This is a genomic window from Methanosarcina sp. Kolksee (assembly GCF_000969945.1).
GTDB lineage: Archaea > Halobacteriota > Methanosarcinia > Methanosarcinales > Methanosarcinaceae > Methanosarcina > Methanosarcina vacuolata.
This window is the reverse complement of record NZ_CP009524.1, coordinates 335,850-358,311: the sequence shown is the minus strand read 5'-3', so window position 1 is coordinate 358,311 and position 22,462 is coordinate 335,850. Positions and strand designations below refer to the sequence as shown.

The window sequence follows — 22,462 nt, the reverse complement described above, 5'->3', positions numbered from 1 at the left end:
CGGTCAAGCCGTTTTTTAAAAGGCTTGCGATCACGCCGGAGAGGGGCTGGGATAAAATCCTTAAACTCAAACTTAGAGCAGTTTTTGCTCAAACTTTTTTAAAAGACTTGCACCACTTTGAGCTTTGGTTAAGCTTTCTCCGGGAAGGCTGCAGAACTCAGATGAGTATTTTATTTAACTGGTATGCTTTATTTTGATATTAGTAGCAACAAATTATAAATACATTAATCACTTTATTACATATGGGACTAAAAATGAGCGGTCCTAATTTATAGAAGTGTGTCAGTATAAGAGCCTCCTAAGCTCAAAGAGTATCTATTCTAAACTGAAAATGTAGTAAAAGCTCTAAGTATTGTTTGATTAAAGGAACAGCCGGTAGTACAAGATCAATCGAAAGTGCAAGACCAACAAATAAATTTACAAATAAATTTGAAAATTGCAGACTCTGTCAAAATGAAACTAAATAAAGTCTATTCAAAAAATTAAATGTGGAATGAAGCTATGGATTAAAACTCGAATTCAAGTTATGGAGTTGATAGAAGAAAGATAGCAACAGAACCAGAGTAGATAACATGTGCGTAAATCTCAAAAATAAATAAATTGTGCTCAACGTCTCAGGGAATTTATGAATCCAGAACAATCAGATTTGGTTTCAAAGCCGGTAACGAAATCCGTATATCGACCTTCAACCTTATCCCTCTAATTTTACTTTTTATCAAATTTTCGGTGTATTTCCCAGTATCCTGTAAGTTTGCCCCCAAGGGCAAGTTTTCCAAGCTCTCGCCTGACCCTATCGCTAACTTCTGAGGGAACAGCCGATGCATATGGAGTTCCCGGCAAAGGGGTCAGGTAGTGGGCTCTTACAGTGCCTCCTTTCTTGCAGATCCAGCGGACAAGGTCAAGGCTTTTTTCCTGTTCTTCCTCATTTTCGGTGGGAAGGCCAAAAATGAAATCAACAGCTGGAACAATTTCATGTTCCAGACAGCACTCAACTGCTGAAATGCTGTCTCCAACCGTATGCCCTCTGCGGATCTCCTTTAGAATTCGGTCACTGCCGGACTGAGCCCCAAGGCTAAGGCTATCGTTTGTGCAGTATTTTCTTACAAGTTCAACCGATTCATTGGTTACGAATTCTGGACGCACTTCCGAAGGAAAAGTCCCGAAAAAGATTTTCTTATCAGGCAGTTTATGAAGTGCTGAAAGCAATTTTTCCACTTTATCAAACCTGGGATGAATTCCGTCACTGCCGTAACCAAAGGCATTGGAAGCTATAAAGCGGAGGTCATTATAGTACCCTGCATTTTTCACAATGGAATCTATGCTTCTATGCCTGACTTCTCTTCCGAAAAGCCTGGGAGTCTGGCAGTACTTGCAGCCCCAGGGACATCCCCTGCTAATTTCAATAGGAGACCGGAGTTTATGAGGGTCAAAGCAGGGGTAGGAATCAAGGTTTACATATGACCTTTTCGGAGTTGTGGCAACCTTGCTTGTTTTTACATCCCTGTATGCAATGCCAGGTACTTTTCGTGGGTCTCCATTTTCCTGGATCGTTTTCACAAGTTCCGGAAGGGTTTCCTCTCCTTCCCCGATCACAACATAATCAAAGTATTCGAGTGTCTCTTCCGGAGCGCCGGATGGATGAGGTCCTCCAGCAATAAAAATCGAATCCGTGCCTGCAGTTTTCACTTCTATAAATACTTTTGCCGCCTGGCGCGTTGTAAAACTGTAGATCATGATCCCGTCTACGGGTCTGTCCACAAAACCGGCTTCAGGCAGTAAAGGCGAAAGGACTGCAAAGCTGTAAGAATTTTTCTTGCTGTACCGGAAGTGCACGTCCATTATTTTTTCTCCGTTTTTTAGAAATCCAGACTCTCTCAGGGAATTGGCTTAAAAGGTATCAGAGTAAAGCAGAGTAAGCCCAGGATAAAGGTAATGATCCCTATAAAAATGCGTTTTTTATCCAGTTCGACTTTATCGTGCAGGGGAGACGGATGCCCTACCGCAGCAAAAATCCAGAGGAAAAGGGCCCAGGAAATCCATATAAATCCGTCTTCCTTCAGCCAGTAAATTACATAAAGCCCTATCAGGAACAGGACACGCGGCATCATAAATGAAATTTTTTCCGCTTTCTTACCCAGCATAGCCCTCAGGATGTGCCCACCGTCAAGCTGCCCCGAAGGAAGGAGATTGAGCAGGGTAACAAACATTCCTACCCAGCCTGCAAAGGCTACGGGATGAAGGTTTTCTCCTGTAACTCCAACAAGGTTCTGGATAAACACGAAAAGTGGAGGCATGCCAAGACCGAGCATAATGGAATCCGACAGGGGATTTACTGCAGGCGCCTTAAGGTTAAGTCCAATTACAGTCACTGCGACCGACATGAATAGACCTACCAGTGGCCCTGCAACTCCCACATCAAAAAGCGCTTTTCGACTGGGTACAGGCCCTCTGTAGCGAATTAACGCTCCCATAGTGCCAATAAAAGTCGGAAAAGGAATGAAATACGGAAGAGATGCCTTCATTCCATGATATCTGGCCATTACATAGTGAGCCATCTCATGAGAACCAAGAACTGTCATTATCGCAAGGGTAAATGGTAAGCCCCGGATAAGCTGGGAGGAATCGATTTCGAGGTCTGCTCCTGACATCCAGGCTCCGCAAACCATAGTTGTAAAAAAGGTTGCTATGAAAAGGACAAGGTTTATCCAGGTCTTTTCCTTTGCCTTCTTTTCAGGAGAAACCAGCAGTACATATTCTCCAAGTTCGTACTTCAACGTACACCCAAACCCAAAATGCTGTAAAGGTTCCCAGAGTTCTCCTGTAACATTTTCGGAATTGGTTCTAGGGGTTCCATAGAAGTAAAGAGCTTCCCCGGAATTCTGGACCTCATAAACGTCGAATACCCTGGCTATGTAAGGATACAAACGCGAGACCGTTTCTTCGGCGTTGAATTTTCCCTTGCCTTTCTTATGGTTTTCCGGGTTCATTTTGGAGTTCCTATTTCCCATCTTAAAACTTAATTTTTGGGTTTATCCGTTCAATTTGATCAGTTCAACTTTATCTGTTCAGCTTTCAGGACTTAAATAACCTTTTTTCGTTTGCTGATTATTTTTCAGTTTCTGTCCAGCTTTCAGGACTTAAATAACCTTTTCGTTTGCTGATTATTTTTCAGTTTTACTCGTTTTCAGTTTTAATGGTTTCCTGTTTGAGAAGTTCAATATATCCTTTACTTCCGTTAACCAGAACAAGATCTCCATTATTTAATACTTCGTAAGGGTTTCTCTCAAGCATATCAACAAGTGGGATTTCGGAAATAATGGCTCCAACTGCAACTATGGGCTCGGTTTCCAGATTTATTATCGCTGAAGGGGCGACCCCATTTTTCTTCAGTTGATACATAACATACGAGCCAACTGTAGAGCCTTTGCCGTGTGGAAAAACAAGAACTTTATTCTGGATTGATTTTCCTTCAAGGGCGTGATTCTCTTCAATTACGACCCCGGTTTTCGGGTCTACACTGCCAAGGAATGAAATAGGATCTCTGGAGAGCAGTACTTCCCCCTGTGCACATCCTCTTGAAATCGTCCTGCCTTTAAGTTTAATGGGAACCACCTGCCTTTTTTACTACCTTCTTTGATGCTTCGCCTACTGCTTCCTCTACACAGGCTTCCATACTTCCGTATACGGCTTCAGCTCCGCACATCCCCGGCACGTAAGCAAACGCTTTTCCTGAGTTCACCATGACACAGGAATAGCTGTTGGTAGCAGGAGAAACTACCATGCAGGTGTCACAGACAACCTTAGCTCCACTTTTCTCAATGGTCCCGACATACTCAGGATAGCGCTTTGCAAGTTCCCTTGAGGTAAAGATCCAGAACTCTTTTGAAACTGTTTTTCCTCTCAGGAGTTCGGCTGCTTTTTCGAGCTCTGCTGCCGAGCAGTGAGGACACCCTATGGTTATCAATTCAGGCTCCTTGCAGGCTTTTTTCAGGCTCGCATAAACCTCGTCAAGCTGGCTTTTCTCAATAGTTATTTTTTCTGACGGCTCCTCAAAATCCACCCTGCGAATCTCAGGCGTGACTCCTTCAACGTGGTAAAGGGCAACTGCTCCTGACGCTGCCATTGCAGCTCCCAGCGCTTTTAACTCATCCGCATCCGGAGTACTCCTTAGATGAAAAACAGGCACCCTGCTCCCTACAAGTTTCCCAGCTACATAACCAAGCGCACCGTAATCCGATCCCTTCAGTGGATATTCTACATCAAATGAAATCTCAGGCACACGGTTTTCATCCAGATGGAATCCATAGTTTGCGGTTTTTCCAAGAAGTGCAGCAGAAAGGGCTGACGGCCCACCTTCCCGGTTTGTTCTGGCCCCGAGTACGGAATTTGCATAGGAAACGGCTGATGATTCGCTCCATGCCAGATGGTCACCGTAACCGACATCAAAACCCTCGAGATTATAAGGCGTACATGTGCATTCACACCGAATTCCCAGTTTTTCGTATGCCTGGACAATCAATTTTTGTTTTTCCGCAAACTCGGGCGAGATCCTGAGCCTTTTCCAGTCTTGCAGATCCATCCCGGCAGGGTTTAGAATCGCAGGAACCTTAACCTTCCCCTGCAGGTCTGAAATCCATTCAAGACCCGCATCGCCCATAGTTTTGTAAGAAACTCCTGCAATCTGGGCACTTTTGATGGGAATAAGCCCATCTGCACCGTAAATATCCCCAAGGGCCACCAGGATTTCAATAGCTTGCCTGAGAGTCTCTCCAGCGTCTCCATTCAGGATTTTCTCTTCTTCTTTTGTAAGATACATTGAAATTCACTCGATAATTACCAGATGCTTAAAATAATTTTTACTTATTATTCAGGAATTATTCAGGAATTATTCAGGAATTACTGCCCTTTCAAAATTTTCCTTTTCTACGAGCACTTTTGTAGCATCAATTCCCACTTTTGTGGTCGTTCCATCAGGAGCTCCTCGTGGGTCAAGGGAACTTCCCCGAACATTGGGGATAATCAAAATGTCCATATCCCCTTTTACCCTGGTAGCAATTGCAAATTCGACATCATTCGGATCAAAAATATTTATATCTTCGTCCACAACTACCACGTGCTTAAGGCTCGTATGAGCTGCAAAGGCCGCCATGATAGCGTTTTTCCCGTCCCCTTCAGTCTGCTTCTCAATCTGAACAACTGCATGGAGATAACAGCATCCTCCTTCGGTCAACACCACGTTCTTGACCGTCGTAACCTCCCCTACAGATCTGTAAATCCTTGGCTCGTAAGGCACTCCCATCATCAGAAGATGTTCAGGACCGGCTGGCAGAATTCCGTGATAAATCGGGTCTTTTCTATGGATGACTCGGGTAATATGGATAACAGGTTCTTTTCTTACCACATCGTAGGTTCCGGTTATGTCTACAAAAGGCCCTTCATCAATCCTCTCTACAGGATCAATATAACCTTCAAGCACAATCTCCGCATGAGGAACTTTTACCCCGTTTGCGCACTCAAAAAGCTCAATTGGAGCACCTCTAAGGGCGGCTGCGTATTCAAATTCTTTTCCTACAGGAACCCTTGTCGAAGTCGCGTAAATAATTGTAGGGTCGCAACCAAGCACGATTGCAACAGGCAGAGGTTCGCCTTTTTCGGCGGCTTTTTTATGCAGGAGATAAGTATGCCTTGGAGGAACCAGCCGGGCTGCAAGTTTATCTTTTCCTGCTAGCATAAGCCGGTGGATAGAAGCATTAATCGTACCTCCGTATTCTGAAACCACGATTCCTGCAGTTATATAGGGAGCTCCATCTTTTTCAAAATGTGTGAGGATAGGAAGTTTTGTCAGATCGACCTGGTCTTCTATGACCTCAAGCGTTGGAGATTCTGACACCAGCTTCACTTCCCCTTCAGGAGAAACTTCCGAAAGCTTCTTTATAATCTCTTCTTTAGGGACTCCGAGCATGGAGGCAAGTTCATCCCTTGACCCAAGCAGGTTCATTATGACTTTTGAACCTGAAATATCATGGAAGAGAACGGGAGTTTTTGTGTTTTTTGCAATTTTTGAAGCTTCAAATCTCGGGGACACAGATTGGAATATTTCTACCAGTTTTCCATTTTCATTTAACTGGTTGATAAAAGTTCTAAAACTCATGGGTATCTGGATATCAGAAAGCTGTCAGATGATAAAAAGATTATCTGACAAGTTTTTAAGAATAACTTGTAAAAAACTTGCCTGCAAGACTTTTTTAAAAAAGCTTGACCACAAACCTTTTCAAAAAAGGTTTGATCGAAAATCCGTAGCAGTGGTGGGAACCTTTTTTAAAAAAGCCTGACCAATGGTCATCTTAACATTCATCAAGCATGAAAGCCCTGGGCCTTATAATCCTTTTCTTCTCGTACTGGTCAAAGCAGTGAGCTATCCAGCCTGATACCCTGCCGATTGCGAAGATTGATGTTGCAAGTTGAGGGGGGATATCCATATACTTGTAAATAACTCCCGAGTAAAAATCAACGTTCGGATAAATTGGCTTTCCTTTCTTTTCTACGAGTTCGCGGACAACAGTGTTTTCTACTACTTCAGCAATATTGTACCAGTGCATATCCCCTTTTGCTTCTGCGAGTTGTTTAGCAAGCTGCTTGAATATCGTGCCTCTAGGATCGTAAGTTTTGTAAACCCTATGTCCAAAGCCCATAATTTTTTCTTTTTTACTCAGCTTATCAAGGACATAACTCTCCGCGTTTTCGGGGCAAGTGATCTCTTCGATCATGGCTGTGACTTCTGCCCTTGCTCCCCCATGCAGAGGGCCTTTAAGAGTGCAAAGCCCGGAAACAACAGCAGAATATAGGTCTGAAAGAGTAGAGGCGGTAACTCTTGACGAAAAAGTAGAGGCATTTAGTTCGTGTTCGGCGCTGAGGATGAAGTCTTTTTCCATGACCTCAGCTTCCAATTGAGTTGGTTTGTTTCCTCTTAACATATACAGAAAGTTAGCTCCATGGGATAGGGACGGATCAGGAGAAACAGGTTGGTTTCCGTTTGCGATTCTATAATACGCAGCAACTATGGTTGGTATCTTGGCAATTAACCTTATGGCTTTTCTCTTATTTCCTTCAGGAGAGCTGTCGTTGATATCCGGATCGAACTGTGATATAAAAGAAACGATTGTACGCAGCGCTTCTATAGCTTCAATGTTGAAATTGCACATATGGATAACGTCTATCACCTCCCTGTTGACTTCACGCTCCCCATGCAGGCAGGCTGAATACTCGGCAAGTTCCGGATCTCCGGGGAGATCTCCGAGGATAAGCAGATAGGAAACGGCATCATAGGGGAGATCAACCAGCTTGTTAATGTCTATCTCCCTGTATTTCAGAATGCCTTCTAACCCATCAATGAAACAGATATTTTTACTCATTTTATACCTCACAGTTATGCCAAGAGGATTTTCAAAAAACTTTGAAGTTTGGGGAATCCTCTACTTATATGTGGAAAATTTAACGCAAAGGGTCTTACAAGACCCAAAAATAGGGTGACAATGCATTCCTATTATCGTTGAATAAGTATATTAAATTTGTTGAAATTATATTTCAGCACCATTATAATTATTTTTTTAATATAAAGGATGTTACGGCCTTAAACCTCTAGGTTACATTAAAAATGAAATGTGCTCATTTCAGAATAAAGTTTTCCTTAAAAATGCCTGTAAAATTAAAATAACTCTTTATAACTTTCTTTCCGATCCTGGAAAAGAAAAAGGTTTCAAAAAAGCAGGAAGCTTTATGTAAAGCTTGCGAAACCTTCTCAAAAAGATTATTTATTTAATTCCGGCATTTCTAACCTGTTATTTTTTCTTCACTGAATCCCGCAAGAACTTATGCAAAATTCCGCCGTTCAGGTAATACTCAACTTCCACAACCGAATCCAGCCTCAAAGTTACCTGAAACTGCACTTCATTATCATTTTCGTCCTTTGCACTTACAGTAAGATCTCCGTGGGGTTCCATGTATTCAATGCCCAGAATATCGTAGCTTTCCTTTCCTGTGAGGCCCAGGATATCGGCATTCTCACCTTCTTTAAATTGCAATGGAAGAACTCCCATGCCGACAAGGTTACTTCTGTGAATACGCTCGAAAGACTCGGCAATAACTGCTTTAACTCCAAGCAGGAACGTACCTTTTGCTGCCCAGTCCCTGGAACTGCCTGTCCCGTATTCCTTTCCTGCGAGAACGATAAGAGGAATGTTATTTTCTGCATAAAGCATAGATGCATCATAAATTGGGATTCCTTCGCAAGTGTCCTCGGGGAAGTCTTCTTTTCGGGAATGGTATACGGTCCATCCTCCTTCCCTGTCCACAAGCCTGTTCCTGAGCCGAATATTCCCGAAGGTTCCACGCATCATTACCTCATGGTTACCCCTCCTGGACCCATAAGAATTGAAATCTTCAGGGCTCACACCCCAGGAAATCAGGTACCTGCCTGCAGGACTATCTGAAGGAATGTCCCCTGCAGGAGAGATGTGATCCGTGGTAATACTGTCTCCAAAAAGAGCCAGAACTCTTGCATTCTTTATATCCGCAGGCGAAGGTGGAGCAGGCGGAAAGTCCATGAAATAGGGTGGTTCCTGAATATATGTGGACATAGAGTTCCAATCATAGAGGGTCCCTGTCGGGGCTTCCAGCTCTTTCCAGCGTTTGGGACCCTCCAGAGCACTCGAGTATTCTTTTTCGAACATTGAAGGTTTGATGCTGTTCTTTTCAGCGTCCCTTATTTCTTCTTCTGCAGGCCAGATTTCCCTGAGGTAAACAGGGCGTCCATTGGGATCATAAGCAAGAGGATCGGTTTCAAGGTTGATGTTCACGGTACCTGCGATTGCATAGGCCACAACAAGAGGCGGAGAAGCAAGGAAGTTTGCTCTGACAAGCGGATTAATCCGCCCTTCAAAGTTTCGGTTTCCACTGAGTACGGCTGCGACAGTAAGGTCATTTTCCTTAATTTCTTTTGAAACCTTTTCAGGTAAAGGCCCACTGTTTCCAATACAGGTTGTACAACCATAACCAACCTGGTGGAAACCAAGTGCTTCGAGATAGGGCAAAAGTCCTGCAGTTCTCAAATATTCCGTAGCTACTCTTGAGCCTGGGGAAAGGCTTGTTTTTACAAAAGGTTTGACATGAAGGCCCTTTTCTACAGCCTTTTTGGCGAGCAGCCCGGCCCCTATTAAAACTGAAGGGTTTGAGGTATTGGTACAGGAAGTAATTGCTGCAATCACTACAGAGCCATGTGTTACCCTGAAAGCCTTTTCCGAAGATTTCTTTATTTCCTCTTCGGCGCCGAGAATTTCAGGCCCCTCTAAAGGTTTCCCTCCGTCTTCTGTCCAGCGCTGGTAAGCAGGGTCCTGGGAAAGTTCAAGCCCTGACTCTTTCTTTCGGATAAAGGTCTGCTGCATAGTTTCACGGTAATTTTCAGGCACCTCACTCAAGAAAAGCTGGTCCTGAGGACGCTTCGGGCCCGCAAGACAGGGTTTTACCGTGCTCATATCAAGTTCCAGAGTAGTGCTGAAAACGGGATCAGGTTCGTGAGGCGAATAGAAAAGTCCCTGGGCTTCCAGATACTTTTTCACAAGGTCAACCTGCTCTTCACCCCTGCCAGTTCTTCGCAGATAGTCAAGCGTCTCGGTATCAGGCGGGAAAATTCCGAGGGTTGCACCATACTCAGGGGCCATGTTGGAAATCGTTGCCCTGTCCGGAAGACTCAGTGAATTTAACCCGGGCCCATAAAATTCCACGAATTTGCCGACAACTCCCTCTTTTCTAAGCATCTTCGTAATTGTCAGGACAAGATCGGTGGCAGTGACTCCAGGTGCAGTTTTTCCATAAAGCTTGAAGCCCACTACCTGAGGCACAGGCATATAATAAGGCTGCCCGAGCATTACGGCTTCGGCTTCTATGCCTCCGACTCCCCAGCCGAGTACTCCAATTCCGTTAATCATTGTAGTATGGGAGTCTGTCCCTACAAGAGTATCAGGGAATGCAGACAACTCACCATCTTTCTCTTTAAGGTGCACAAGTGGAGTCAGATATTCAAGGTTCACCTGATGGATAATTCCCCTTCCAGGGGGCACGACTCTGAAATTGTCAAAAGCTTTCTGGGCCCAGCGAAGGACGGAATAACGTTCCGTGTTGCGTTCAAATTCCCTTTTCTCGTTTTCCTCCAGGGCATATGCCGTGCCGTAGGAGTCCACCTGGACCGAGTGGTCAATAACAAGATCGGCAGGAATTACAGGGTTTATTTTTGCGGGATTGCCTCCGAGGCGCTGCATTGCCGAGCGGAGAGCTGCCAGGTCTACTACAGCCGGAACGCCTGTAAAGTCCTGCATTATTACCCTTGATGGGATGAACGGAATATCCCTGTCACTTACATTTTCAGGACTCCAGCGGGCAAGAGCCTCCACATCCTCAGCAGTTATTATATGCTTTTCAGTATCTGCATGCCTTAGCAGAGATTCCAGCAGGATCCTTATGGAGTAAGGAAGCAGGGAAATTCCTTCATAGCCCTTTTCTTCCAGTTTGCCCAATCTGTAAATCGTAGCTGTTCCGGCAGCTGTTTCAATAGTGTCTCTGACCCCAAATGGGTCCGGCCCTTCTCTCATGTATTTCTTACCTCCAGCAAAAATATGAAATTAAAATTATGATATTATAGATATTTTCTTTATCGTATGTATCTCTTTATTGTGTGAAAGCCCCATCTTATCTTCAGACTATTTTATTCCTTCGGGTTTACTACTCCGTTTTTACATACAAAAGTTTGCTCTAATTGAAGTGTTGCCCTCTATTTTTTCCGGAATCTCCGAAAATTGTGCTCTAACTAAATCATACATTAAGCAGTATAATAATTGTATATCCTCTTCAAATTCAATCGAGAATTTTCCAGCTCGAAAAATGTGCAACAGTTTTAGTATAACAGTTATAAAGTTGAATTTATCGTTTGAGGTTGTTATTTAAACTTAATAAAATTATTAAATTTTCAGTAAATACATGAAATTTACTTTTACCCATACAATTTGAAGAGAATACGAAAAAGAGGATTTTAGTGGTAAAACAGGTTTAAATTGAGTAAAAAAGTGTAAAGAAGTAAATGCCAAAAACAAAAAATATTAAAATGAGAAAATCAAAGAAGCGGGATCAGGCTTGACTCGCTTTTTCTAAACTCAGGACCAGAAAAAGGAGAAGCTGAAACCAATTTACCGAGTTCTCTTGCTTTTTCAAGCAGCCTGGGCCTGAATGAGACTTCAAGATTATCCGTGCCAGCCGCAATAACGGTTTCCAGAACATCAAAACCGAGATAATAGAGAAGGCCGGCTGTGTATTCAAAATACGGTTTGAAGGCATCCCTGTCTGAACTGCCCTGGGAAAAAACAAGGATCAGTTTTTTATTATCAAGCCTGCTTGAAAAATCCGGTTTTAAAAAGGCTGTCAGACGGTCAATTAAGAGTTTAGTTTGGGCCGTCATCTGCCACATGTAAACAGGAGAGCCGATTACAATAGTGTCTGCAGCCTGGATTTCGTGGTAAAGTTCCTGCATGTCGTCGTCTATTGCACAGCAGCCTGATTCCTTGCATCTGAAGCAGGCGTCACAACCTTTAATATTTAGAGAAGCTAGATTGTAAATTACTTTTTCGGCACCGTTTTCAGCAGCTCCGTCGAGAATTGCATTTACAAGCTTTGCAGTATTCCCATTGATATTAGGACTACCCACCAATCCAAGAATTTTAATGTTAAGACCCCCATTGAAGAGTTTAAAAAGTTAAAATGTCAAACAGTATAACAAAAGTATAAATGATAAGTAAGCATAAAAAAGTTTCTCTTATTTTAAAAAACAAAGAAGTTTTCATGAAAGTTCTGGGGAAAGACAAAGAAAGTATAGGGTAAGGAGGAAAAATATGACTTATAGTCATTATCTTATGTTCTTAAGGTAATGTACATTAACGATTTGGGGTTTGCCGAGCGTCGTCTTTACCTATCCTTATTTTTTTTGAAAACTTACCCGCTGAAAGGTTACTGGGAAAAGGTGTCTTGAGAAAATACCTTAATGATGACGTTAGGACTTACGCACTGAATGTGAAAACTCAAGCACAATAGACGCTGCGGCTAAAGGCATATTTTAGATCGTTGAAGGTTTAATTATTGAGTTTTCATTTAAACCGCGTAAGTCCTGGTAACTTTTCAATATACATTACTGACTTTCATGATCGACTCTTAACTTTTCTTTTCTTTTCTTTTAAAAGGGCAAAAGCTCCAAGCCCCGCAAGAATCACCGCGAGGGTGTTAAATCCGGGAATTGGGAACCCCTTCTCTTCTGTTTGTGTTTGAGGCAGTCCTTTATAGGTATCGTAGTTGAAAATCGAGACTCCCAGGAAAGCCGAATCATTGGAATAATAGTCTGACAGGCCGGTAAAAAGCTGGCTTATTGAATATTTATCCTTAAAGCCTTCTTCCACAGAGATTTCTATTATTCCTCTTGAGCCAGCACCTCTTATTTCTCCCATTTCCAGGGCAACGGCGTCAACAATGTTGGAAACGGAATTAAGCTCTTTATCTTCGCCGGGATAAGCCTTGATAATAAAGAAATCAACAAAAGGAGCGATTTCCTTGATTTGAGACGCAGTATAATTAAGCGGAAGGCTTGCTGAGATGGATACGTTTTCTTTAGCCTCTTTATCGGCTGTTTCAAACAGTGTCCTGTAATCGATTGCGTTTTCTTCAGAGCTTTCCCAGCCAGAAGAGTTTACATCGATATCAATCCCATCAAAGGGAGCAAGGGATTTTTCATTATAATCAAGTACTGTGTCCAGAGTATTCTGGCAGAGGTCACCAGCTCCTTTTTTTGTGCAATTTACGTCTTCCAGAAGCACGGCATGTACGAAAATCCCCTTTTCATGAGCCATTTTCACAAAACGTTCATATTGCCATACGTCTTCGCTGTCTACGCTGAGGAAAATCGTGTTTATTCCTGAGGAATTCAGTTCATTTACAAGGTCAGAGAAATTGAACTCGTATGGGGAAGAAAGCCTGATTCCGGAAGTTTCGGAATTTGGTTTGGATCCAGCCGCGGTTTGAGGCTCGGAAACGTTTTCAGAGCTGCTTTTAAAGCTATATTCAAAGTTATCTTCAGAGACGTTGTCAGAGTTATTTTCAGAGATACTCTGTTCAGAAATACTCTGTTCAGAGGTTCCATTTGAATCATTTCCTAAAGAGTTCCCATAGTTAGTCTCAGAAACGCTTTCAGAAGAAACTTTGCTTTCGTCCTGAGCTGAAATAATCTTCACTGTGGGTTCGGCTCCAACAAATTTCCGAACCAGCACATAATCGACTGCCATAGAGCCTGTATTCTTCGAAGCATCCTTGTAAGAAGCAGCATACAGATAAACATGCATTGGGATATTGGTTACGGAATCGTTTGAGGCGAAGTCCATTCTCGGGTCACGGACACCATTTTTAAACCAGGATATTTTGCGAGTATTGTTCTCTTCATACCAGGCAATTCCCGAGACATACCATTCTCTTTCAGGAACATTGACATCAGTAAGATCATAGAGGTTCTTTTTTTGTTTCCTGTAAATCGTTTCCAGGTTCACTCGGCTTTCGTTTGCAAGCTCGGTCTCATGCTTGATTTCGTTTTTTTTGCTGTCTATATGGTCTATGAAACCCTGCTGCAGCACAGGCCCTCTATTGTCCGTACCCGTGGTGACTTTCATCCTTTTGACTACAAACATAGAATTTATCTCAAAATTTTTTTTGCTGTAGATCATAGAGGAATCATAGGCATGAACCTTAGGAGCTGAGACGTTACAGATCCCATTTTTAACCTCAACTAGTCCTCCTCCTGCACTTTCAGCGCTCCAGTCCAGTTCATTAAGGTAATTGCCCTCAAAATCATCAAAAAAGTCAAAAGTTTTTTCTCCACTGCTTACGGCTTCGGCCCCGGAGTTATCGTATCTCATGAGAATTTTAGTGGTTTGATTCGCAGAAAGAGACGGAAGCCTGACCCAGATAATAGCTTCCTCGTTTTCAGGGTCCCAGGTTTCAATCCAGTAATTGAATGTTCTATTTCCTGAGGAGAATCGAAGGTCAGAGCCATCAATTTTTGCCTCTGAAAAGTTAAAATTCGAAGAGTTCAAAACAACAGCAACAGGGTACCCTTGCAGGTCTTTACCGGCGTTCTCAGTAATTAGGATTTCCTTAGAGCAATTCCATGAATTCTGTTCTGTGGAAAGACCCGACGTGCCGCCCGTGGCAGCCAGGGCACAGCCTGTTAATAAGAATATGAAAAATACAAAGGAAATCACGTATACAGTAGATCTTTTTGCTATCATTAAAAGCCTCTCGCAAGCTCGTTATTAAAACCGATTGAGCATTAGTTTGAATATTTAGCATGAAAATACTGCCATTTGCAAGCACTTTCATTGGTTTTTCATGTTATTCAAAGAATATCATGTTCGTTTTGAGAGTTAGTGATTATGAATATCTTGATAGGTAGTGGTTATTTACCTGATAAGAATAAACCTTTTCATAAATTCTCGTTTAATATAATAAAGATAATAATATTAGTACTGGAAATAAAAATGAAATCAAAGAGGATAATATCCAGAAAAGGATAAAACCATAACATGAAATCCGAAACAGTAATAAAGAATCTTTGCAATTACATTTCCGATGACGCTTCTATCCAGCACCGAACTAAGAAAACTTATACAGGCAAAGCCTCCTTTGCTTGAAAATGCCGTTGATATAGAAACCCAGATCCAGCCTAACGGACTTGAGCTTACCCTGAAAGAAGTGAAAACAATAGAAGGTTCTGGAGCTGTGGATTTTGATAACTCTGAACGAAAGCTTCCAGATGGAAAAACTCTTGAATTCGAAAATGATGGTTGGATTCACCTGCCAGAGGGGATTTACAAGGTACTTTTCAATGAGATTGTAAATATTCCCATGAATCTAGCTGCGATTGCAAAGCCACGTTCAACTCTTATTCGATGCGGAGCTACCCTTGAAACCGCGGTATGGGATGCAGGATACAGAGGCCGCAGCGAGTCGATGCTGGTGGTTTATAATACGGAAGGATTCAGACTGAAAAAAGACGCCCGAATTATGCAGCTTTTATTCTATACTCTGGATACTGAAGTAGAAAAAGGGTATTCAGGGATTTATCAGAACGAAAATACAAAATAAGGGCTCTTCGCTATTCCCTATGGATAAAATGATTTTCAATTCAAGACCGCATTGGTTTTTATGAGGACGTTATAAGGATATCCACACAAAACAACGAAGAGCCAAAATAAGTCATCAAAAAGTGTTTAAACTTTTTTTAATATTTTTAATGGTTTTAACCTTTGTAACCTTTGTAACCTTTGTAACCTTTGTTAACCCTCTTAACGTTTCGAATTTTCAGTAACATTTTTAATTTTTTAATATTTCCCCGAATTTTTTAAGTTATTTTTCACAAATTATGTGCATTTTTAAAAGCAGATTAAGCTTTATAGTCTCTGCCTTCCGAAAATCTGAGTCATGAAAAGTAAGCAAGAGAAATCCTGGCATTTGGTTCCTTAAAGATATACTGATAAAGTTTATATTCTCTAATTCGAAATATGCAGCCTATGAACACTATAGGTAAATCCGTGAGGCTGGAACGTATATTCAATCGAAGTACCGGTAATGCAATTATTATTCCTATGGACCATGGAGTTAGTGCAGGTCCAATTGAAGGGCTTAAAAACCTTCAGGAAACTGTAAACAAGGTTGCAGAAGGCGGGGCAAACGCCGTGCTCGGACACATGGGGCTTGCAAAGTACGGACACCGTGGATACGGACATGATGTGGGCCTTATAATACATCTTTCAGCTTCAACTTCTCTTTCTCCTGATCCAAACCATAAGGTTCTGGTGACAACCGTAGAAGAAGCTATAAAAGTAGGGGCCGATGCCGTATCAGTTCATGTAAATATCGGGGCTGAAGACGAGTATGAAATGCTGCAGGGGCTAGGCTATGTGGCAGGAAAGTGCGATGAATGGGGAATTCCTCTTCTTGCGATGATGTACCCACGCGGAAAAAAGGTTCGTTCTGAATATGATGTGGATGTTGTAAAACATGCAGCTCGAATTGGAGCCGAACTTGGAGCTGATATAATCAAAACAAATTATACCGGAAGCCCTGAAACTTTTAAAGAAGTAGTTGAAGGATGCCCTGTACCTGTAATCATCGCAGGCGGTCCAAAAATGGATTCTGAACAGGAACTGCTGGAAATGATCGCAGGGTCACTCGAGGCAGGAGGAAGAGGTGTTGCTATAGGAAGAAATGTTTTCCAGTCCCGTGACCCAACAGACCTTGTCCAAAAAATTGCAAAAGTTGTTCACGGGGGCGTAAGTGTGGAAGAAATATCAAAGTCGAACAGGTAAATCCTGAAGGTTAAAAAGACTGATGTAAAAATTAAAAGATAAAGTTTAACTGGAAAGGAAAAGTGGAATTTAAAATCATACCGAAAGAAGAAGGCCAGAGGGGTAAGTTCCACTTTTTCCAATGGAAATAAACGGGTTATAATTTTTTAGATAGATTTCTTCTTCTAATCTCTTCTTCTATATATTATGAAGAAACACATTATAAATATAATAAGGTGTTTGAATAAGACTTAAGAAATTCCTAAAAGTAAAAAGCCTCGGTTAAAAACTTTAAATTTCATGTTCTGGACTCACTAATTAGTCGTAGCTTGTTATTTTCCAAAACTTTACTCAAATATTCAAATTCGTTCATTTTTCTATTTTAAAGCTGCTAACCTAATATCTATCTAAATTGAAACCTAAAAGTTACATTTTAACAAATAGTTCTCAGGTACATAGTTTAAGAACAAATTACCTTAAAATCATCTCACATGCTATGTACAGAATGAACAATAAAAGAAAAATGCCGAATGATAAGTGAACAAATGCAGAATAAGTGAACGAATGCAGAATAAGATAAAGTGCTTTTTAAGCGGCATGAACTCTTTTTGAGATATTTTTTGCGTTTTTTTGAAAAAGCCGGAGTTAAACTCAAGTGTATGTATATATTCCATGAAAACCCGGCTGTTAACCAATAGATTCCAGTGGAAATTAGGGGGTACTGAAATTATCAGGAACGAAAACAAAAAGATAAGATTGAATGCGATAATAAAACAAACATTTGAGTACAGTAAGCGAATTGCCGATGGGTTATAATAAATATAACTGGATAAAAAGTGTTTCAAAATTTTTAAAAATTACATCAAAAAAGTAAACAGAACCGTTTTCACATAAAAATTAAAACTCAAAGAACAAATTAAAAAAATATATAGAACTATAACAAAAAAGAAAAAAGTAAAATAATCAATAGTAACAAAAAAATTAACCCGTGGAAGTTTCCAGTGGAAATTATGGGGTTCCTCTTAAAGAAATAAAAGCAGAAATTATGTGGTTGAAATGGAATATAACATTAAACCTTTAGTTGCCTAAAATGCAGGTTTAACAGAAACATATATTGTACCTGGTTTTACTACTCAAGTCATAAGTTCCGTTTACGACGGGCTCTTTGAGAAAAGCCAAATTTTCAAAAGAAAAAAGAAAAAAGTAGAAATTAAAAATCAACGAAGAGAAAAAAGTGGAAATTAAAAATCAACGAAGGGAACGAGGTCACAACCTGTACATTTCAGGCACATTGTCTTTGCAAGCCCTGGATCGAGCCCGTATTTCTTGAGTATTTCGGCTTCAAGTTTTGCAAGCGTTAAAAGGCGTTCAGGGGACGGACGTTCTGTAAAGCAATCTCCGGCCCTTAGAGGATGCGGGTTTACCGGCCGCAGGACAGGAATCACTCCCATTTGTGCAAGGGTCTCGATTCCATCTCTTACAGAATCGTCACTTTCCCCAAGCCCTATTATAAAATTACTGAAAACCCGGTTTTTCCCGAAAACGTCAACAGCTTCCCGGAGTCTATCCAGAATGTAATCAAGGGAAAGGTCTCCACAGACTTTTTTGAAGATCTCCTGGTCCATAGTTTCAACATTGTACTTGACTTCAGAAGCTCCGGCTTCATAGAATTTTCTGGAACATCCTTCAGTAGGGTACACCGAAACTCCAATGGGGACATTGTATTTCTTGAGAGCAGGAAGCAATTTAAGCACACGTTCAACCTCTCCTTCTATTGAGGTTTCAACTCCCGAAGTAAGGGAAATAGCTTTCAGATTTCCTGCTCGTAAAACCTCATCGATTATATTCAGGACTTCTTCGTCACTCTTAACGTGCCCCTGTAACTTGGGTACAGGACAATATTTGCAGTCAAATACGCACCTTTCACAAAGGGTTATAAATGCCTGATCAGGGCAGTGCGCAGGTGCAGGTTCAAGTTTTCCCCTTACGAGCTCTTTTCCTTGATAGAAGACTCCAACATCTCCTTCACCTTCAACTTTCAAAATCGAAAGCGGAGAGTCTTTATTTATGCTGAGCCTTACCCGTTTATTTCCCGACCTGAAAAAAACTGAACTCGTACCTGCCCCCGGACCCGCAGTCGAACCTCGGGCCCGTGGGATAAGTGAGGGGTCTACGGAAACCGAACCTATAGAAATAAGGAAAGCTTTAATTTCCGGCGTAATTAGCTTGCTTTGCATGCAAATTCTCCTGAGAGTGATTACAAAGTGAATACAAGGGCAACTATCAAGCGACTACTAAGTGATCACAAAATGATTAAAAGGGATTAATCACAAGTAATTCCAAAAATAAATTTAGTTCTGCAGCTTCTTTATTTTCTCTCATCATTAAAGAAATATATAAATTATTCTGTTATTTCAGAATAATTTTCGATCTGAATTTAAAGGTAACAATTCCAATTATCCAGTTATAGAAATGGGTCAAGTTTGAGACAACCTGTTAAATTGTTTTCAGCCAATTCAATACCAGAAGAAATATTTTTTGGGTCTTGCTGCCCTAACCTTTGCTGAGAGTAGCTTGCCTCTGACCGTTGCCCTAAATTTATCCCCTCAAACCAGGACTCACGCACCTGAAAAACAAAATCAATTACGTTAAAGGTTGCGAATTAAAGTCACGTTTTATATAGTTAACGATTTGATATTGTTGATTTTTCAGTTCAACTGCATATAGTCCTGGTTATAACAATCATATAAGCTTAGAATAATGGATTGAAATTATAATGATATGCTAATATCAAGATAACTACATAACATTCTGTGCTAAAAATATTATATATGGTAAGCGCATAGTATGAATTGCGTTCTCATCCCTTTAACACCCAATTCATTAGTATCTACTCCATAATTAAGGGGATCAAACGGAAAGAGAATTAACCAAAGCTCGCAACCCGTGAGTCCAGTACCTCAGTGTCTCTTCCCATATAAAAATCTCTTAGAGCCGTTCAGAACTTCCAGGTTCCTTGATGAGAACGCAATCTTTTTTTTCAAATATTAAGGCTATATCGATAACTCGTATAAAGAGTGACATGTAGCTTTACTTTTATAGCTGCATTTTCATAAAACAAACGTAGCCTGAGAGTTCAGAAGTTCAGAAAATATGTAAAATCAGCTTCCAGAGAATTAAAAAAATAAGTGATTTCAGGACCTGACAAAAGTGGATCAGAAATGCTAAGATGGGTTTTGGGAAGAGCTTTTGTGCAGGCAAAGTGTCAAATCCTGTGATTGGAACGTATTTCAACAATAAGTGAAGGAAAGCACTGCAATACCGCAACATGTGCATCAGCCAGGAAGCTTATCAGGACAATATGGGCTGTGGGAAAAATAAAAAGTTATTCCAAGTTTCATATTAAAAAGAACTATGATTTAAAATGGAGTTTTACGAATAACCGTATCTGTCGACGTTTAAGAGTTATGATTAAGAGGGAAATATAAAAAATCATTTATAACATGTCTATTCACTATTACCTGGAAATACCAAATGATATCATTGGTTCCCAATGCTAATGCCATAAATGGAAACAAAGCTGAATGGCACATGCTCAAGGTATCACAGATGAGAGAAGTCTATGTAAAGCGTGAAACACCGTTTTTGTCTGGACTGGGAGTATTCAAACTTTGTGTATTCTATTGACAGCGTTTATTCTGATTAAGAAGAAGTAAACCAGTTATATACTAATGTTATATTTTTATTTTTAAAATAAAATCAATGGTGTGGAAGTTTATGAAATTTGGTTTCAGAAAACCATCTTTGAAAAAGTCTATCAAAGCAAGGACTACAGGCAAATTAAAACGTAAAGTAAAAAAGGCTGTAGTACCATTTTATGGAAAAAAGGGAACGGGACTTATAAAGAATCCAAAAAAAGCAGTGTATAACAGGATTTACTATAGGACATCGTTTAGTATATTTGGTTTTTTAAAAAAGCGATCTAAAAAATAAATTCAACATGTATATTTAGAATCATTCAAATTGCCCGGGAAGTCGGCAGAAAACGTTGACAAAATAAGATACAAGAAATTATAGGACGAAGCGTAAAACCCCTGAGTCTTTACAAGCTGTCCGATAATTTCTCCCGGTAATAAAAGAATTTCTTCTTTTTTGGTTTAAAGGTCTTATTTGCTTTCTTATTAGCACTTTTCGACCATGTCGTTGTTCGAGGTTTTCGTTCAAATTTTTTATAAATGGCTCGCAGCCAAGCAGTTTTTAAAAGGGTTGAGCTACAACTCTGCTGATTCGGGCGGCACTGTCAATTTTATATATATCTTAAAATAGATTATACCTCTCGACCGTCTAAAAAACAATTTTATTATTGAAAAAAGGAGAGAGACATGAAAGTCATGATCATAGGAGGTTTTCTCGGAAGCGGGAAAACAACCACTATACTGAAAATCAGCAGGCAGCTCAGTAACGCAGGAAAGAAGACTGCGATTATTGTAAACGAAATAGGGGAAATCGGGCTTGATGGGGATATTCTTACAAGGCCTGGCATTGTAACCGAGGAACTTACAAGTGGCTGTATTTGCTGTACACTCAGGATAAGCATGCAGTATACTCTTCAGACCCTTGAAGAAGAGTTTATGCCTGACGTTGTTATTATCGAACCGACAGGAATCGCCTTCCCTGGTCAGATACGAGAAGAAATCGAAACAATGGGACTCTCTGAGCTCTCCTTTGCCCCGATAGTAACCCTTATAGATCCTAGTCGGTTCGGGACCGAGGCAAAAGAGATCCCGAGGTTTATAGAGACGCAGATAAAAGATGCTGAAGTTCTCTGCATAAACAAGATTGATGTAACTCCTGTAGAAACTGTCCTGGATGCTGAGAAAATGCTCTACGAGATGAACCCGAAAGCTCGGATTCTGAAATTTTCCGCAAAACATGAAGATGAACAATTCGAAAAACTACTTCTTCACCTCGCTGTACCGGGATTTAAAAAGCCTTCCCAGAAAAAGAAAAACTCCATTGAGCTTTCTGAAGTTTCGGCTTACTCAGCTCTCTATACCCTTGAACCACGGGATTTCAGCCCTGAAGAAAGTGTACGTTTCGTAGAAGAAAACCTTCAGACCATTCAGGATAGAGTTCGGGAACTTAATCCTGAGTTTATAGGGCATGTAAAGCTTTCCATGAAACTTCCGAAATCTTCGGTTAAGGGCAGTGTAACCTCATCTAAAGAAGTGCCTCAGGTAGAGCTTCTTCCGGCTCTGGAAAATGAGAACATAGAACTCAGGCTGCTTTCCGCAATTACAAAGGTCTCAAAATATAAACTCATAGAGATAATTGAAAGTACTATTGAAGGAAATCTCGAGAAATCAGGTTTTATCTTTGAAAAAGAGGTTCATGAGCATGGTACTGATGCTCACGCTGAGAGTCATGGTGAACATGAAAATGAGCAAATATGCAAGGTTAATATATACAGGAAAGACGATTAAAAATATGTCAGGCTCAACTTAAAGATAATTTAATGCTGAACTTAGGCTTGACTCAAAGTTAAATTAAAGCTGGACTTACAACTAAACTTAAAGGTATGGTAGAAACCTGCAATTTAATTAAGAGGTTTGCAATCACACTTATCCTTTTCGGAACTGTATAAAAAAGAGTTGAGGTTTTATAATTACAAAAAAATAATGGAGTCTTAACATGAGCGAGGAAATTGATGAACTTGATGCTTATTTTGAAAACAAAAGCGAGCCTACTGAAGGAGAAGCTGTCAAACTGGAACACATGATGATGGAAAAGATTTCCGTAAGCCCTGAAAGAAGAAAGCTCCTCCGGATTGTTGGAATCTTTGGAAAGACTGAAAAACAGCTAAAGGATGAATCCGGATTAAATGACTTCTTCTTTAAGTTCCATATGGATTTCCTGCTAAAGGAAGGTTTTCTGAAACTCGAAGATGGAATGTATCGTCTGACCGCTTCTGGAATTTCCATGCACGATTCGGTGTGTTAAATAAATTTTTTTTAATTTTCCCTTTATTTTATAACTTT

16 protein-coding genes are annotated in these 22,462 nt (G+C 40.7%); 6 read left to right on the top strand and 10 right to left on the bottom strand.

The genetic code is table 11. The features are described from left to right. Nucleotides 1–705 precede the first annotated feature (705 nt). The 5 genes from MSKOL_RS01640 to MSKOL_RS01620 all read right to left on the bottom strand — a co-directional run bounded on the left by MSKOL_RS01640 (nucleotide 706) and on the right by MSKOL_RS01620 (nucleotide 6,085). Nucleotides 706–1,839 carry a TIGR04013 family B12-binding domain/radical SAM domain-containing protein gene (locus MSKOL_RS01640; protein ID WP_048153350.1) on the bottom strand — a complete coding sequence of 378 codons (1,134 nt, stop codon included), beginning with the start codon at nucleotides 1,837–1,839 and terminating at the stop codon, nucleotides 706–708. 35 nt (nucleotides 1,840–1,874) lie between these two features. Further along, nucleotides 1,875–2,987 (bottom strand): site-2 protease family protein, encoded by a 1,113-nt coding sequence (locus MSKOL_RS01635; RefSeq protein WP_048153349.1) that lies wholly within the window; start codon nucleotides 2,985–2,987, stop codon nucleotides 1,875–1,877. Between the two features lie 187 nt (nucleotides 2,988–3,174). Next, nucleotides 3,175–3,612, bottom strand: coding sequence for a DUF126 domain-containing protein (locus MSKOL_RS01630; RefSeq protein WP_048117250.1), 438 nt, complete (start codon nucleotides 3,610–3,612; stop codon nucleotides 3,175–3,177). Beyond that, on the bottom strand, nucleotides 3,599–4,816 hold the full coding sequence (locus MSKOL_RS01625) for an aconitase X (RefSeq protein WP_048153348.1): 1,218 nt from the start codon (nucleotides 4,814–4,816) through the stop codon (nucleotides 3,599–3,601). Before MSKOL_RS01625 ends, MSKOL_RS01630 begins: the two co-directional genes overlap by 14 nt. A 69-nt stretch (nucleotides 4,817–4,885) precedes the next feature. Continuing rightward, nucleotides 4,886–6,085 (bottom strand): UbiD family decarboxylase, encoded by a 1,200-nt coding sequence (locus tag MSKOL_RS01620; RefSeq protein ID WP_231592598.1) that lies wholly within the window; start codon nucleotides 6,083–6,085, stop codon nucleotides 4,886–4,888. Here MSKOL_RS01620 and MSKOL_RS20840 point away from each other — a divergent pair. Beyond that, nucleotides 6,000–6,332 (top strand): hypothetical protein, encoded by a 333-nt coding sequence (locus MSKOL_RS20840; protein WP_231592682.1) that lies wholly within the window; start codon nucleotides 6,000–6,002, stop codon nucleotides 6,330–6,332. The two genes, MSKOL_RS01620 and MSKOL_RS20840, sit on opposite strands and share 86 nt — an antisense overlap. A gap of 12 nt (nucleotides 6,333–6,344) precedes the next feature. Here the strand turns inward: MSKOL_RS20840 and MSKOL_RS01610 are convergent, their stop codons facing one another. From MSKOL_RS01610 to MSKOL_RS01595, 4 genes are all read right to left on the bottom strand, one after another. After that, a complete protein-coding gene (locus tag MSKOL_RS01610) occupies nucleotides 6,345–7,412 on the bottom strand; it encodes a citrate/2-methylcitrate synthase (RefSeq protein WP_048153345.1) in 1,068 nt (355 codons plus the stop codon). 426 nt (nucleotides 7,413–7,838) lie between these two features. Then, a complete protein-coding gene (gene acnA, locus MSKOL_RS01605; RefSeq protein WP_048153344.1) occupies nucleotides 7,839–10,643 on the bottom strand; it encodes an aconitate hydratase AcnA in 2,805 nt (934 codons plus the stop codon). Nucleotides 10,644–11,161: 518 nt separating this feature from the next. Continuing rightward, complete coding sequence (locus MSKOL_RS01600) at nucleotides 11,162–11,767, bottom strand: flavodoxin family protein (protein ID WP_048117235.1); 606 nt, start codon at nucleotides 11,765–11,767, stop codon at nucleotides 11,162–11,164. 469 nt (nucleotides 11,768–12,236) lie between these two features. Then, nucleotides 12,237–14,366 (bottom strand): DUF2341 domain-containing protein, encoded by a 2,130-nt coding sequence (locus MSKOL_RS01595; RefSeq protein ID WP_048153343.1) that lies wholly within the window; start codon nucleotides 14,364–14,366, stop codon nucleotides 12,237–12,239. 340 nt (nucleotides 14,367–14,706) lie between these two features. Between MSKOL_RS01595 and MSKOL_RS01590 the strand changes: the two genes are divergently transcribed. Further along, on the top strand, nucleotides 14,707–15,222 hold the full coding sequence (locus MSKOL_RS01590) for a deoxyuridine 5'-triphosphate nucleotidohydrolase (RefSeq protein ID WP_048117231.1): 516 nt from the start codon (nucleotides 14,707–14,709) through the stop codon (nucleotides 15,220–15,222). Nucleotides 15,223–15,647: 425 nt separating this feature from the next. Further along, entirely contained in the window at nucleotides 15,648–16,445 is a 798-nt protein-coding gene (locus tag MSKOL_RS01585; RefSeq protein WP_048123531.1) for a 2-amino-3,7-dideoxy-D-threo-hept-6-ulosonate synthase, read from the top strand. A 1,220-nt stretch (nucleotides 16,446–17,665) separates the two neighbouring features. On the opposite strand, the gene MSKOL_RS01580 is transcribed toward MSKOL_RS01585, so the two are convergent. Next, complete coding sequence (locus tag MSKOL_RS01580) at nucleotides 17,666–18,661, bottom strand: radical SAM protein (protein WP_048117228.1); 996 nt, start codon at nucleotides 18,659–18,661, stop codon at nucleotides 17,666–17,668. Between the two features lie 1,540 nt (nucleotides 18,662–20,201). Between MSKOL_RS01580 and MSKOL_RS01575 the strand changes: the two genes are divergently transcribed. The 3 genes from MSKOL_RS01575 to MSKOL_RS01565 all read left to right on the top strand — a co-directional run bounded on the left by MSKOL_RS01575 (nucleotide 20,202) and on the right by MSKOL_RS01565 (nucleotide 22,424). Further along, nucleotides 20,202–20,417, top strand: coding sequence for a hypothetical protein (locus MSKOL_RS01575; RefSeq protein WP_048117226.1), 216 nt, complete (start codon nucleotides 20,202–20,204; stop codon nucleotides 20,415–20,417). Between the two features lie 389 nt (nucleotides 20,418–20,806). Next, nucleotides 20,807–21,907: a CobW-like GTP-binding protein gene (locus MSKOL_RS01570; RefSeq protein ID WP_048153342.1), complete on the top strand. Its 1,101-nt coding sequence runs from the start codon at nucleotides 20,807–20,809 to the stop codon at nucleotides 21,905–21,907. 208 nt (nucleotides 21,908–22,115) lie between these two features. Beyond that, a complete protein-coding gene (locus MSKOL_RS01565; RefSeq protein ID WP_048117220.1) occupies nucleotides 22,116–22,424 on the top strand; it encodes a hypothetical protein in 309 nt (102 codons plus the stop codon). Nucleotides 22,425–22,462: the final 38 nt, after the last annotated feature.

Excerpts from the sequence above, each read along its gene's own strand:
- MSKOL_RS01640 (WP_048153350.1), bottom strand. The coding sequence starts at position 1,839 with ATGGACGTGCACTTCCGGTACAGCAAGAAAAATTCTTACAGCTTTGCA.
- MSKOL_RS01635 (WP_048153349.1), bottom strand. The coding sequence starts at position 2,987 with ATGAACCCGGAAAACCATAAGAAAGGCAAGGGAAAATTCAACGCCGAA.
- MSKOL_RS01625 (WP_048153348.1), bottom strand. The coding sequence starts at position 4,816 with ATGTATCTTACAAAAGAAGAAGAGAAAATCCTGAATGGAGACGCTGGA.
- MSKOL_RS20840 (WP_231592682.1), top strand. The coding sequence starts at position 6,000 with ATGACTTTTGAACCTGAAATATCATGGAAGAGAACGGGAGTTTTTGTG.
- MSKOL_RS01610 (WP_048153345.1), bottom strand. The coding sequence starts at position 7,412 with ATGAGTAAAAATATCTGTTTCATTGATGGGTTAGAAGGCATTCTGAAA.
- acnA (WP_048153344.1), bottom strand. The coding sequence starts at position 10,643 with ATGAGAGAAGGGCCGGACCCATTTGGGGTCAGAGACACTATTGAAACA.
- MSKOL_RS01595 (WP_048153343.1), bottom strand. The coding sequence starts at position 14,366 with ATGATAGCAAAAAGATCTACTGTATACGTGATTTCCTTTGTATTTTTC.
- MSKOL_RS01590 (WP_048117231.1), top strand. The coding sequence starts at position 14,707 with ATGACGCTTCTATCCAGCACCGAACTAAGAAAACTTATACAGGCAAAG.
- MSKOL_RS01585 (WP_048123531.1), top strand. The coding sequence starts at position 15,648 with ATGAACACTATAGGTAAATCCGTGAGGCTGGAACGTATATTCAATCGA.
- MSKOL_RS01580 (WP_048117228.1), bottom strand. The coding sequence starts at position 18,661 with ATGCAAAGCAAGCTAATTACGCCGGAAATTAAAGCTTTCCTTATTTCT.
- MSKOL_RS01575 (WP_048117226.1), top strand. The coding sequence starts at position 20,202 with ATGAAATTTGGTTTCAGAAAACCATCTTTGAAAAAGTCTATCAAAGCA.
- MSKOL_RS01570 (WP_048153342.1), top strand. The coding sequence starts at position 20,807 with ATGAAAGTCATGATCATAGGAGGTTTTCTCGGAAGCGGGAAAACAACC.
- MSKOL_RS01565 (WP_048117220.1), top strand. The coding sequence starts at position 22,116 with ATGAGCGAGGAAATTGATGAACTTGATGCTTATTTTGAAAACAAAAGC.